At 70.7% G+C, this 12,636-nt stretch carries 11 protein-coding genes; 10 read left to right on the forward strand and 1 reads right to left on the reverse strand.

What is annotated here, in order from left to right:
- Window positions 1-31 precede the first annotated feature (31 nt).
- From AB0H54_RS07495 to AB0H54_RS07525, 7 genes are all read left to right on the forward strand, one after another.
- On the forward strand, window positions 32-1,288 hold the full coding sequence (locus AB0H54_RS07495) for an MFS transporter (protein ID WP_357343519.1): 1,257 nt from the start codon (window positions 32-34) through the stop codon (window positions 1,286-1,288).
- A 265-nt stretch (window positions 1,289-1,553) separates the two neighbouring features.
- The gene (locus tag AB0H54_RS07500; protein WP_357343521.1) at window positions 1,554-3,014 is read left to right on the forward strand and encodes a nitrate/nitrite transporter; all 1,461 of its coding nucleotides are present in this window, start codon (window positions 1,554-1,556) and stop codon (window positions 3,012-3,014) included.
- 31 nt (window positions 3,015-3,045) lie between these two features.
- The gene (gene nirB / locus AB0H54_RS07505; protein ID WP_357343523.1) at window positions 3,046-5,595 is read left to right on the forward strand and encodes a nitrite reductase large subunit NirB; all 2,550 of its coding nucleotides are present in this window, start codon (window positions 3,046-3,048) and stop codon (window positions 5,593-5,595) included.
- A 63-nt stretch (window positions 5,596-5,658) separates the two neighbouring features.
- A complete protein-coding gene (gene nirD / locus AB0H54_RS07510) occupies window positions 5,659-6,060 on the forward strand; it encodes a nitrite reductase small subunit NirD (RefSeq protein ID WP_357343525.1) in 402 nt (133 codons plus the stop codon).
- Between the two features lie 4 nt (window positions 6,061-6,064).
- Entirely contained in the window at window positions 6,065-7,309 is a 1,245-nt protein-coding gene (locus AB0H54_RS07515; RefSeq protein ID WP_357343527.1) for a uroporphyrinogen-III synthase, read from the forward strand.
- Window positions 7,310-7,380: 71 nt separating this feature from the next.
- Entirely contained in the window at window positions 7,381-8,079 is a 699-nt protein-coding gene (locus tag AB0H54_RS07520; RefSeq protein WP_355276538.1) for a CbiX/SirB N-terminal domain-containing protein, read from the forward strand.
- Between the two features lie 518 nt (window positions 8,080-8,597).
- The gene (locus AB0H54_RS07525) at window positions 8,598-9,215 is read left to right on the forward strand and encodes a hypothetical protein (protein ID WP_357343529.1); all 618 of its coding nucleotides are present in this window, start codon (window positions 8,598-8,600) and stop codon (window positions 9,213-9,215) included.
- Here AB0H54_RS07525 and AB0H54_RS07530 read toward each other — a convergent pair.
- Entirely contained in the window at window positions 9,199-10,146 is a 948-nt protein-coding gene (locus tag AB0H54_RS07530) for a helix-turn-helix domain-containing protein (protein WP_357343530.1), read from the reverse strand. The genes AB0H54_RS07525 and AB0H54_RS07530 overlap by 17 nt on opposite strands.
- 129 nt (window positions 10,147-10,275) lie before the next feature.
- On the opposite strand from AB0H54_RS07530, the gene AB0H54_RS07535 reads away from it, so the two are divergent.
- The 3 genes from AB0H54_RS07535 to AB0H54_RS07545 all read left to right on the forward strand — a co-directional run bounded on the left by AB0H54_RS07535 (window position 10,276) and on the right by AB0H54_RS07545 (window position 12,634).
- The gene (locus AB0H54_RS07535) at window positions 10,276-11,217 is read left to right on the forward strand and encodes an NAD-dependent epimerase (protein WP_357343532.1); all 942 of its coding nucleotides are present in this window, start codon (window positions 10,276-10,278) and stop codon (window positions 11,215-11,217) included.
- Window positions 11,218-11,297: 80 nt separating this feature from the next.
- Window positions 11,298-12,263 carry an alpha/beta hydrolase family protein gene (locus tag AB0H54_RS07540; RefSeq protein ID WP_357343534.1) on the forward strand — a complete coding sequence of 322 codons (966 nt, stop codon included), beginning with the start codon at window positions 11,298-11,300 and terminating at the stop codon, window positions 12,261-12,263.
- 32 nt (window positions 12,264-12,295) lie between these two features.
- Entirely contained in the window at window positions 12,296-12,634 is a 339-nt protein-coding gene (locus AB0H54_RS07545) for a TfoX/Sxy family protein (protein WP_357343536.1), read from the forward strand.
- The last annotated feature ends 2 nt before the right edge of the window (window positions 12,635-12,636 follow it).

Consider the following 12,636-nt stretch of genomic DNA (forward strand, 5'->3'; position numbering starts at 1 on the left):
ACCGATCATCGGGTCATCCTATGATTTGCCAGTGACCGCGACCCTCCCCGATGCCCGCACCCTGCCCGATTCCGGTACGCGCAGTCGTACCCGCGCGCTGATCGAAGGCCGCCTGCTCGTGCTGGCGGCGATCATCATGTCGGCCCTCACGCTGCGGGCCGCGGTGACCGCGTTCAGTCCGCTGGCGGAGGAGATCGGCGCGGATATCGGGTACGGGACGGCGATCGTCGGGGTGTTCGGCATGCTGCCGACCGCGATGTTCGGCCTCGCCGGGCTGGTCGCGCCGCTGCTGGTGCGCCGGTACGGGCTCGAGCGCACGGTGCTGCTGGCGATGCTGCTGGCCGGTGCCGGGTCGCTGGTGCGCGCGTTCGCGGGTGGCACCGGGGAACTGCTCGGGTTCTCCGCGGTGGTGCTGCTCGGCATGGGCATCGGCAATGTGGTGATCCCGCCGCTGGTGAAGCGGTATTTCGCCGATCAGCTGGCCGCGATCAGCTCCCTCTACATCGTGATGGTGCAGCTGAGCACCGTCGTGCCCGCGTTCGTCGCGGTGCCGCTGGCGCAGGACCACGGCTGGCGGATCTCGATGGGGGTGTGGGCGCTGGTCGGCTTCGCCGCCGCGGTGCCGTGGGTGTTCGTGCTGCGCGACCGCAAGGGCCGCGACCGCCACGACGTCACCGCCCTGCCCGCCGAATCGTCAACGGCGACAGGCAAAGTGTGGCGTTCGCCGGTGGCCTGGGGGATGGCGGCGATGTTCGGCATGACCTCGCTGACCACCTACGCCATGTTCGCCTGGCTGCCCAAGATCCTGTCCGACGCCGGCGCGAGCGCGGGCTTCGGCGGCAGCATGGTCGGCCTGTTCGCGCTCATGGGCCTGATCCCCGCGCTGGGCGCGCCGACCGTGGTCTCGCGGATGCGTAATCCGTTCCCCGTCGTGGTCGGCTGCATGGTGCTGTTCGTCATCGCCTTCGCCGGTCTGCTGATCGCGCCCATGGGCGCCCCGGTGCTGTGGGTGGTGCTGCTGGGGCTGGGCCCGAGCACCTTCCCGATGGCGCTGACGCTGATCAACCTGCGCACCCGCACCCCGCGGGGGTCGGCGGCGCTGTCCGGGTTCACCCAGGGCGTCGGCTACGCGGTGGCGTGCGTCGGACCGTTGCTGTTCGGCATGCTGCACACCTGGACCGGCGGCTGGGCGGTCCCGTTCGGCATGCTCCTGGTCGCCCTCGGCGTGCTGCTGGCGGGTGCCTGGCAGGCGTGCAAGCCGCGCATGCTCGAAGACACCTGGAATTGAGCCGGGAAATCTCACCGCTCGAGTTGCGCGCGTGTGCGTCGAGGGTAATGCTGTGTACGTCACACCCTCACGGGTGATTCCGACGATTTCTGGCCGCTTCCTTACCTGCGGAAATCGTTGTGTCACACGCCGGAAACAAAAGGGCCGATCTCACCCGCTCTGAGCGGCATAGGTGAGAAACCGTTGATTCGCGCGACATTTCCCGCAGCATTCCGGCAATACCCATTTCCTACCGTTGGGCCATCGCACTTTTGGGAGGCCCAACTTGAGCACGCTGAAGCGTAACCACGACATCGAGCACTGGGATGCCGAAGATGTCGCGGCCTGGGAGGCCGGCGGCAAGGACATTGCCAAGCGCAACCTGATCTGGTCGGTCTTCGCCGAGCACATCGGGTTCTCGGTGTGGTCGATCTGGTCGGTGATGGTGCTGTTCATGCCCGCCGACAAGTTCGGCATCGACCCGGCGGGCAAGTTCTTCCTGGTCGCCATGCCGACCCTGGTCGGCGGGTTCCTGCGGATCCCCTACACCGTGGCCACCGCGCGCTTCGGCGGTCGCAACTGGACGATCTTCAGCGCGCTGCTGCTGGTGGTCCCGCTGCTGCTGACGCTGTACTTCGTCACCCAGCCGGGCACCTCGTACACGACCTTCCTGGTCGTCGCGGCGTTCGCCGGTGTCGGCGGCGGTAACTTCGCCTCGTCGATGACCAACATCAACGCCTTCTACCCGCAGCGGCTCAAGGGCTGGGCGCTGGGCATGAACGCGGGCGGCGGCAATATCGGTGTCCCGGTGATCCAGCTGCTCGGCCTGCTGGTGCTGGTCACCCTCGGCGGCGACTACGCCTACCTCATCTGCGCGATCTACCTGGTCCTCGTCGGTCTCACCGCGGTCGGCGCTGCGCTGTACATGGACAACCTGACCAACCAGAAGGCCGACCTGTCTTACATGGGCAAGGCCCTGCGGGTGCCGCAGTCCTGGGCGATCGCCTTCCTCTACATCGGCACCTTCGGTTCGTTCATCGGTTACAGCTTCGCCTTCGGCCAGATCCTGCAGATCAGCTTCAAGGCCGGTGGTGACACCGCCGCCCAGGCCGCCGTGCACGCCGCCTCGATCGCCTTCATCGGCCCGCTGCTCGGTTCGCTGGCCCGCCCCTACGGCGGCAAGATGGCCGACCGGATCGGTGGCAGCCGGGTCGCGCTCGGCACCTTCGGCGCCATGATGGCCGCCGCGCTGATCGTGATCGCCGCCTCGACGATGGCCGACCGCAACAACGGGATCGCCTCCGGCGCCACCATGGCCCTGCTGGTCGTCGGCTTCATCGCCCTGTTCGTGCTCTCCGGTTTCGGCAACGGCGCCGTCACCAAGATCATCCCGTCGGTGTTCGAGGCCAAGTCCAAGAGCCTGCCGCTCCCGCGGGCCGAGCAGGCCGCCTGGTCGCAGAACGCCGGCGGCGCGCTGATCGGCTTCGTCGGCGCGATCGGCTCCCTCGGCGGCGTCGGCATCAACATGGTGCTGCGCAGCTCCTACGCCAGCACCTCCTCGGCCACCACCGCGTTCTGGGTGTTCCTCGCCTTCTACGTGCTCTGCGCGGCCGTCACCTGGACGGTGTTCCTGCGCCGTCCCCGCCTGTCCACCGTGCCTGCCGACTCCGATGTCGTGGTCGAGGCCGAGTCCCTGGTCCTCGAGGCCGAAAACAACGCTTCGTCGGCCACTACGTCGGCTCGCTGACTACCCGACCACAACCAAGGAGGTCACTCTCATGAACAGCACTCGCAAGACAGTGGTCGTGGTCGGCCACGGCATGGTCGGTCACCGCTTCGTCGAGGCCCTGCGCTCGCGCGACGAGGCAGGCGAATGGCAGGTCGTCATCCTCTCCGAGGAGAAGCTGCCCGCCTACGACCGCGTCGGCCTGTCCTACTACGTCGGCAGCTGGAAGGCCGAGGAGCTCGCGCTGCCCGGTAACACCTACGACGGCGACCCTCTGGTCGACCTGCGGCTGGGCCAGCGCGGCGAGTCCATCGACACCGCGGCCAAGACCGTCACCAGCTCCAACGGCGACGTCATCGCCTACGACGCGCTGGTCATGGCCACCGGTTCGTACCCGTTCGTCCCGCCGGTGCCCGGTCACGACCTGCCCGAGTGCTTCGTCTACCGCACCATCGACGACCTCGACGGCATCCGCGCCGCCGCCGACGCGGCCGGTCCCGGCGCGCACGGCGTCGTCGTCGGTGGCGGTCTGCTCGGCCTGGAGGCCGCCAACGCGCTGCGGCTGATGGGCATGACCCCGCACGTCATCGAGTACAACGACCGCCTGATGCCCGCCCAGGTCGACGCCGGTGGTGGCGCGATCCTGGAGAAGCTGGTCACCGACATCGGCCTCAACGTGCACACCGGCGTGGGCACCGCCAAGATCGTCTCGATCGAGGAGGAGGGGGCCAACAACGTCACCCTGCACCTGTCGGACGAGTCGGAGATCCACGCCTCGCTGGTGGTGTTCTCGGCCGGTATCCGCCCGCACGACGCGCTGGCCAAGGCCGCGGGCCTGGAGATCGGCGCCCGCGGCGGCATCCTCACCGATGTCACCCTGCAGACCTCGGACCCGAGCGTCTACGCGATCGGTGAGTGCGCCGCGATCGAGGGCATCTGCTACGGCCTGGTCGCCCCCGGCTACACCACCGCCGAGATCGTCGCCGACCGGCTGCTCGGTGGCGCGGGCGAGTTCCCCGGCGCCGACATGTCCACCAAGCTGAAGCTGATGGGTGTCGACGTCGCCTCCTTCGGTGACGCGCACGGCACCACCGAGGGCGCGCTCGAGGTCGTGCTGCACGACGCGGCCAAGGGCACCTACGCCAAGCTGGTCGTCTCCGACGACGCGCAGACCCTGCTCGGCGGCATCCTCGTCGGTGACGCCAGCCAGTACGCGGCCCTGCGCCCGCTGGTCGGCCGCCCGCTGCCCGCCGACGCCGCCGCGCTGATCTCGCCCGCGGGCGCCGAACTCGGCGCCGACGCGCTGCCCGACGACGCCCAGATCTGCTCCTGCAACAACGTCAGCAAGGGCGCGATCTGCGGCGCCATCGCCGACGGCGCCTGCGACATCCCCGGCATCAAGAGCTGCACCAACGCCGGCACCTCCTGCGGTGGCTGTGTGCCGATGATCAAGAAGCTGCTTGAGCAGTCCGGCGTGGAGATGTCCAAGGCGCTGTGCGAGCACTTCAGCCAGTCGCGCGCCGAGCTGTTCCAGGTCGTGCAGGTCACCGGCATCCGCACCTTCTCCGAGCTGATCGCCAAGCACGGCAAGGGCACCGGCTGCGACATCTGCAAGCCGACCGTCGCCTCGATCCTGGCCTCGACCTCGAGCGATCACATCCTCGACGGCGAGCAGGCGGCGCTGCAGGACACCAACGACCACTTCCTGGCCAACATGCAGAAGAACGGCACCTACTCGGTGGTGCCGCGGATGCCCGGTGGTGAGGTCACCGCCGAGCAGCTGATCGTCATCGGTGAGGTCGCCAAGGAGTTCGACCTCTACGTCAAGGTCACCGGTGGCCAGCGCATCGACCTGTTCGGCGCGACCGTGGAGCAGCTGCCGCTGATCTGGAAGCGCCTGGTCGACGCCGGCATGGAGTCGGGCCACGCGTACGGCAAGTCGCTGCGCACCGTCAAGAGCTGCGTCGGTTCCACCTGGTGCCGCTACGGCCAGCAGGACTCGGTCGGCATGGCCGTGCTGCTGGAGAAGCGCTACCGCGGCCTGCGCTCGCCGCACAAGCTGAAGCTGGCCGTCTCGGGCTGCGCGCGCGAGTGCGCCGAGGCCCGCGGCAAGGACGTCGGCGTGATCGCCACCGAGCACGGCTGGAACCTCTACGTCGGCGGCAACGGTGGTCTGACCCCGAAGCACGCCGTGCTGCTGGCCGGCGACCTCGACGACGAGACGCTGATCCGCTACATCGACCGCTACCTGATGTTCTACATCCGCACCGCCGACCGCCTGCAGCGCACCGCGCCCTGGCAGGAGGCGCTCGAGGGCGGCATGGACTACCTCAAGGCCGTCGTGTGCGAGGACAGCCTCGGCATCGCCGACGACCTGGAGGCCGCGATGGCCAAGCACGTCGACGGCTACAAGGACGAGTGGGCGGCCGTGCTCGAGGACGAGAACAAGCTCTCGCGCTTCGTCTCCTTCGTCAACGCCCCTGACGAAGCCGACCCGACCATCTCGTTCGACGACAGCGGCGAGCGCAAGGTGCCAGTGCTTCTCGGCCTGCCCGGCATGCCCGCCGGTGTTGGCTCCGACACAGCAGCGGCCGGGAAATAAGCGCTTAACCCTGCGGAAACAGGGCGCCTGTACCAATAGGTAAGGCGTTCGGAGGAGGAACCGATGACCGTTATCGACACACCCACCATCACCACGGAGACGGCGACCTGGACTCAGGCGTGCCGACTCGACTTCCTGATCCCGGGCCGCGGCGTTGCTGTCCTGCTCCGGGGCGGCAGGCAGGCCGCCCTGTTCCTACTCACCGACGGCACGCTCGCCGCCGTCGGCAACATCGATCCGTTCGGCCGGGCCGCGGTGATGTCGCGCGGCATCGTCGGTGATCGCGGCGGGGTTCCCGTCGTCGCGTCGCCGCTGCTCAAGCAGGCCTTCTCGCTGATCGACGGTCGCTGTCTCGACGACGCGACCAAGTCCCTGCCGGTCTACGCCGTCCAGCTCGACGGTGGCGTCGTCTCGGTATCCAACGAGCCGGTGCAGGTCTCGGCCCTCGAATCCTCGGACGGCTGATTCCATGACCTCTCCCACCGACACCGGCCCCGGTCTGGCCGGCTTCACCATCGGCGTCACCGCCGCGCGCCGCGCCGAGGAATTCGGCACCCTGCTCACCCGCAAGGGCGCGACCGTGGTCTCCGCCCCCGCGATCCGCATCATCCCGCTGGCCGACGACACCGAGCTCGAGCGCGTCACCGAGCTGCTGATCGCCGATCCGCCGCAGATCACCGTCGCGACCACCGGCATCGGCTTCCGCGGCTGGATGGAAGCGGCCGAGGGCTGGGGCCTGGCCGAGACGCTGCGCGACACGCTCGCCTCGACCCGGATGCTGGCTCGCGGCCCCAAGGCCAAGGGCGCCATCCGCGCCGCCGAGCTGCGCGAGGAATGGTCGCCTGCCTCGGAGTCCTCGGCCGAGGTGCTCGATCACCTGCTCGCCGAGGGCGTCGAAGGGGTCCGCATCGCGGTGCAGCTGCACGGCGCGACCACCGAGTGGGAGCCGGTTCCCGACTTCTGCGAGGTGCTGCGCTGCGCGGGCGCCGATGTGGTTCCGGTCCCGGTGTACCGGTGGGAGCCGCCCGCCGACCGCGGCCCGATGGACGCCATGATCGAGTCGATCATCTCCGGCAGCCTCGACTGCGTCACCTTCACCAGCGCTCCGGCGGTGGCGTCGATGCTGATGCGGGCCAAGGAGACCGGCCTGCTCGAGTCCGTGCTGCACGCGCTGCGCGGGCGGGTGCTCGCGGCCTGTGTCGGCCCGATCACCGCCGCGCCGCTGGAGGAACTCGGCGTGCCGACCACCATGCCGGGCCGCGCGCGGCTCGGTGCGCTGGCCCGCCACGTCGCCGAGGAACTGCCGCGCCGGGCGAGCCGGATCTACGCGGCCGGTCATCTGATCAGCGTGCGCGGTGGCTGCGTCGTCGTCGACGGTGAGGTGCGCCAGCTGGCGCCCGCGCCGATGGCGCTGATGCGGTCGCTGGCCCGGCAGCCCGGCCGGGTGGTGTCCCGCGAGGACCTGCTCTCGGCCCTGCCCGGCGGTGGCGACGACACCCACGCGGTGGAGACCGCGATCGCCCGGCTGCGCGCAGGCCTCGGCACGCCCAAGGCGATCCAGACCGTGGTCAAGCGCGGCTACCGGCTCGCGCTCGACGCCGCGGACTGCTCCGACACCCCCGTGAGCAGGCCGCCGGTGCAGCCGCCGCATCAGGCCGGGATCGGCACGCCCGCCCGGTCGCCGCGACCGGCGCAACCGATCGGCGTCTGGTGAGCACCGCGCGGCCGGGTGAGCCGGCCCTGGTGCTCGTCGCGCACGGCACCCGCAGCGCGCGCGGTGTGGAAATGATCGCCGCGCTCGCCGACGCGGTGGCCGCCGAACTCGGCGCCGCGGTTTCGGGGCGCGGCGCCGACGGCACGGAAGCCGAGGGCGCGGCGCCCAACGCCGCGCTGCGCACCGCCTTCGTCGACGTGCTCGGCCCGTCGCCGTCGGAGGTGCTGCGCGACCTCGACGGCCCGGCCGTCGTGGTGCCCGCGTTCCTGGCCTCGGGCTACCACGTCTACCAGGACGTGCCGCGCGAGGTCGACGAGAGCGGGCACACCGAGGTCGCGGTGACCGCGGCCATGGGCCCCGATCCGGCGCTGACCCGGATCATGGCGGTGCGCCTTCGCGCCGCGGGCTGGCGTCCCGGTGACGCGGTGGTCTTCGCCGCCGCGGGATCGTCGGACGCGCGGGCCCGCCAGGACGTCCGCCGGGCGGCGGGCATGCTCGCCGAGCAACTCGGCGTTCCGGTGCGGATCGCCTACGTCGCGACCGGTGCGCCGCGCGTGCCCGAGGTCGTCGCCGAACTGCGGGAATCGGGTGCGGGGCGGGTCTTCATCGCTTCCTACCTGCTGGCCCACGGCCTGTTCCACCAGCGTCTGCACGACGCGGGCGCCGACGGCGTCGCGGAGCCGATCGGGGTGCACCCCGCGGTGGTCCGGCTGATCGCCGACCGATACCGCACGGCCGCACGGGAACTCGTCCGCGCCCGGGTGCGCTGACCATTCCGTTCCAGCCCGCGCCGAGAGGTGCGCCGCCGCCACGCGCGACGGCTCACCCGGGCCGGACGCGCGTTGTCGCTGTCCGGTGAGGGCGGGTTCCGACGACTAGAGTTGGGCCCGACTTCACAGGAGGGGGCACCGTGCCAGATTCGTCGGCGGATCACGACGGTCCGCGACCAGAGCAGGACGAGCTGACGTCGTATCCCGACGCGGTTCCGCAGGCACCGGCCAACCCCAGCGCGGCGGTACCCCCGCCGCCGAGCGGTGCCGGGGGGCCCGTGCCCTACCCGAATCCGGCCGTGCCGCCGCCGAGTACTGGGGCGTCGTACCCGCCGCCCTATCCGGGCGCGGCGGGGGCACCCTACCCGAATCCGGCCACACCCCCGCCCTATCCAGGGGCGGGGGGAGCGCCCTACCCGAATTCGGCTGCACCCCTGCCTAATCCGGGTGTGGCGGGGGAGCTCTATCCGAATCCAGCTGCGCCCCAGACATATTCGAACACATCAGGGCAACCCGAGGTGCCCTACGCGCAGGCCGGGTCGAACGGCCCGACGCCCTACGCGCAGGCAGCCCCCGGTGGGCAGGTGCCGTATCCCTCGGCGACGCCCTATCCGGCCGCGCCGGTCGACGCGGGGCCGAAAGTCGTTCCGCAGAATGTGCAGATCGCGTTCTATGTGATGCTGGCGGGCGCGGTGGTGACTGTGCTGAGTGCCGCCTACATGCTGACCACCATCGACAAGATCCGCTCCGACGCGCTGGACGCGTCCGGCGGGGTGTTCCGTGGCGACGACCTGGACGTCCTCGTGTACGCGGGCCTCGCGGGCGGCATCCTGACTTCGCTGGTGACGACGGGGCTGTGGGTGTGGATGGCCTTCGCCTGCCGGGCGGGCAAGAACTGGGCCCGGATCACCGGCACGGTGTTCTTCGGCCTCAATGTGCTGTCCTCGGCCGTCAGCGTGATCAGCGCGCTCGCCACCGGAACCGGCGCCGACCCGCAATCGCTGGCCTTCACCGTGGTGCTCGTGCTCATCGGCCTGGCCGCGGTCGTCCTGCTCTGGAACCCCCGGTCCGCCGCCTTCTTCGCCAAGGCTCCGCCGCCGGGGTATCAGCCCTACCCGCCTACCGGGCCGTGGTGAAGTTCGCCCGGTAGGTGCTCGGGGGGACGCCGAGCTGGCGGATCATGTGCTGTCGCAACGACTCCGCCGACCCGATCCCGCTGTGCCTGGCCACCTGGTCGATGGGCAGTGATGTCGACTCCAGCAGCTCCCTGGCTCGGTGCAGGCGCTGGTGCAGCAGCCATTTCTGCGGACTGAGCCCGGTCTCCTCGTGGAAACGCCGGGTCAGCGTGCGCACGCTCGTGGTGGCGTGCGCGGCGAGGTCGCGCAGCGACAGGGGAGTGTCGAGCCTGGTCAGCGCCCAGGCGCGGGTGGCCGAGAGTGAGAGGTCGTCATCCGGCGGGAGCGGGGTGTCGACGAACTGGGCCTGGCCACCGGGACGCACCGGGGTCACCACGGCGGCGCGGGCCGCCTCGTTGGCGACGGTGGCGCCGTAGTCCCGGCGGATCAGGTGCAGGCACAGGTCGATTCCGGCGGCCGCGCCCGCCGAGGTGGTGACCGGGCCGTCCTCGACGAACAGCGCGTCGGTGCGCACCCGGACCCCGGGATGCGCACCGGCCAGTTCGTCGGCCAGGGCCCAGTGTGTGGTGGCGGTGCGCCCCTCGAGCAGCCCCGCCTGGGCCAGGACGAAGGCGCCGCTACAGATCGAGGTGACCAGGGTGCCCCGCTCGGCGGCGCCGCGCAGTGCGGCCAGGATGGCCGGATCGGCGCCGGTCCGCGCGCCGGTGCTTGGCACGATCACCGTGTCGGCAGACTCGAGCACGTCGAGTCCGTGCGGGATCACCACATCGAACCCGCCCGAGTTCGCGAGCACCACACCGGGTTCGGCGGTGCACACCAGCACCCGATAGCCCGGCGCACCGTCGACGGTCACCGCGTCCATCAGCGATCCCGGCATGGCCAGATCGAAGGACTTCACCGGGGGCACGGCGACGACGGCGACAGTCTTCATGGCCTGATCCTTGGGATAGCTGGCATTCCGGCCACTAGTCTAGCCCGCCCGCGCCCGGCATCGTTGTCTTCGCGCCCGGCGAACAGTTGCCGGATCGCACGAAATCGCCTGCCGGAAAAGGGAATTCACATGCAAGAACATGTCGTGATCGGTCGCGGGGCCACCGCGTCCGCGACCGCGCTCTCGCTCGCCGAGTCCGGTGACCGGGTGACGATGATCAGCCGCGGCGGCCTCGGTCCCGAGCACCCCGGGATCGACCGCGTCGCCCTCGACGCCACCGACACCGCCGCGCTGATCGCGCACGCCACCGGCGCCGCGACGGTGTTCAACCTCGCCATGCCCGCGTATCACACCTGGCCGGAAACCGTTCCGCCGCTGTTCGGTTCGATCCGGGCGGCCGCCGAAGCCACCGGCGCGAACCTGGTGATGATGGGCAATCTCTACGGCTACGGCCCCGTCGACGGCATCGTCGACGAGACGACCCCGCTGGCCGCCACCGGCAGCAAGGGCGTGGTCAGGGCCAGGATGTGGACCGAGGCGCTGGCCGCGCACGAGGCGGGCAGGCTGCGCGTCACCGAGGTGCGCGCCGGTCAGTTCCTCGGCGCCGGCGCGGTCTCGGTCTTCTCCCTGCTGGTGCAGCCCGCCGTGCTGGCGGGTGCGCGGGCCCGGGTACCGCAGGAGCTGGACCTGGCGCATTCGTTCACCGCGATCGACGACGCCGCGGCCGCGCTGGTCGCCGTCGCCCGTGACGACCGCGCGTGGGGCCGGGCCTGGCACGCGCCGATGCTCACCACCACGGTGCGCACGGTCGCGGGCAGGCTGGCGGCGCTGGCCGGTGCGCCCGAGCCCGACCTCGCCGTGCTCACCGACGCCGAGATCACCGAGCTCGCGCAGGGCGATCCGTTCTGGGGCGAGCTGTTCGAGACCGCGCACATGTCGCACCGCGAGTTCGTTGCCGACGATTCCGCCCTGCGCGCCACCTTCGGCGTCACCGCTTCCGCGCTCGACGACGTACTGCGCGCGGTCCTGCCCTCGGGTGTTTCGAGCACCGCGACAGCGGGGATGCCCTAGGTTTGCCAGCCTCGCGCGCGGAGACGGACACGGGCCGGTCAATGCCGCATATCGGCTGTTCGGTAGGGCATGCTCGGAGGATGCGTCGGCTCCTGTGCTGTGTGCTAGTCCTGCTCGGTTGTGGGTTCGTGATCGCGCCGCCCGCGTCGGCCGAACCGGGAATCATCGACGTCCGGCCGCTCGGTGGCAGGCAGTACGAAGTGGTCGTGTATTCGGCGGCGATGAACCGGCCGATCACGCTGTGGCTGTCGCATCCCGGCGCGGGCGCGCCCACGCTGTACCTGCTGAACGCGGTCGACGGCGGGGAGAGCGGCGGGCCGTGGATGCGGCGCACCGACGTGGTCGATTTCTTCGCCGACAAGCCGGTCAACGTGGTCGTCCCGATCGGCGGCCGGGCCAGCATGTACACCGACTGGCAGCGCGACGACGCGATCCTGGGCCGCAACAAGTGGACCACCTTCCTCACCGGCGAACTCCCGCCGCTGCTGGCTCAGCGGTTCGGCACGACCGGCGCCAACGCGGTCGCCGGTCTGTCGATGTCGGCCACCTCGGCGCTGAACCTGGCCATCGCCGCGCCCGGCCTGTACCGCGCGGTCGGCGCGTTCAGCGGCTGCACCCAGACCGCGAACCCCGTGGCGCAGGCCCTGGTGCGGGCCCAGCTGGCGACCTTCGCCGCGGACGCCACCAATATGTGGGGCGGCCCGATCGACCCGGCCTGGACCGTCAACGATCCGGTCGTGCAGGCCGAACGCCTGCGCGGCACCGCCATCTACCTGTCCGCGGGCAACGGCATTCCCGGGCAGCACGAGGCGATCAACGATCCGAGCATCGCGGGCAATCTCGGCGTCCTGGTCGACCGGCTGCTGGTCGGCGGCACGATGGAGGCCGTGGCAGGCAGCTGCACCGGCCCGATGGCGGCCCGGCTCGCCCAGCTCGGCATCCCCGCCGACGTGCGCTTCCGCGCCGCGGGCACACACGCCTGGCCGTACTGGCAGGACGACGTGCACGACTCGTGGCCGATGTTCGCCGCCGCCCTCGGCGTCTGAAAACTGTCGGTGCCCCGGCGCACACTGGGGCCATGGCCTATGACGAGGAACTCGCCGAGCGCATCCGGGAGATCGTCTACCCCGGGCAGGATCTCGTCGAGCAACGGATGTTCGGCGGACTCGCCTTCCTGGTGGGCGGCAACATGGCCGTCGCCGCCAGCGGCAAGGGCGGGCTGATGGTGCGGGTCGATCGTGCGGAGGGGGAATCGCTCGTCGACGGGCACGCGGTGGCGCCGATGGTGATGGGCGGGCGCGAGATGGTGGGCTGGCTGCGCGTCGCCACCGCCGCCGTCGAGGACGACGCGGTGCTGCGCGAGTGGGTCGAGCGCGGCGTGAACTACGCCAAGACCCTGCCGCGAAAAAAGAAATAGAA

It is taken from the genome of Nocardia sp. NPDC050718 (genome assembly GCF_040654235.1).
In the GTDB taxonomy this organism is placed as follows: domain Bacteria; phylum Actinomycetota; class Actinomycetes; order Mycobacteriales; family Mycobacteriaceae; genus Nocardia.

Coding starts and splice junctions, on each gene's coding strand:
- nirB (WP_357343523.1), top strand. CDS start 3,046: ATGAACAGCACTCGCAAGACAGTGGTCGTGGTCGGCCACGGCATGGTC.
- nirD (WP_357343525.1), top strand. CDS start 5,659: ATGACCGTTATCGACACACCCACCATCACCACGGAGACGGCGACCTGG.
- AB0H54_RS07515 (WP_357343527.1), top strand. CDS start 6,065: ATGACCTCTCCCACCGACACCGGCCCCGGTCTGGCCGGCTTCACCATC.
- AB0H54_RS07520 (WP_355276538.1), top strand. CDS start 7,381: ATGATCGCCGCGCTCGCCGACGCGGTGGCCGCCGAACTCGGCGCCGCG.
- AB0H54_RS07530 (WP_357343530.1), bottom strand. CDS start 10,146: ATGAAGACTGTCGCCGTCGTCGCCGTGCCCCCGGTGAAGTCCTTCGAT.
- AB0H54_RS07535 (WP_357343532.1), top strand. CDS start 10,276: ATGCAAGAACATGTCGTGATCGGTCGCGGGGCCACCGCGTCCGCGACC.
- AB0H54_RS07540 (WP_357343534.1), top strand. CDS start 11,298: ATGCGTCGGCTCCTGTGCTGTGTGCTAGTCCTGCTCGGTTGTGGGTTC.
- AB0H54_RS07545 (WP_357343536.1), top strand. CDS start 12,296: ATGGCCTATGACGAGGAACTCGCCGAGCGCATCCGGGAGATCGTCTAC.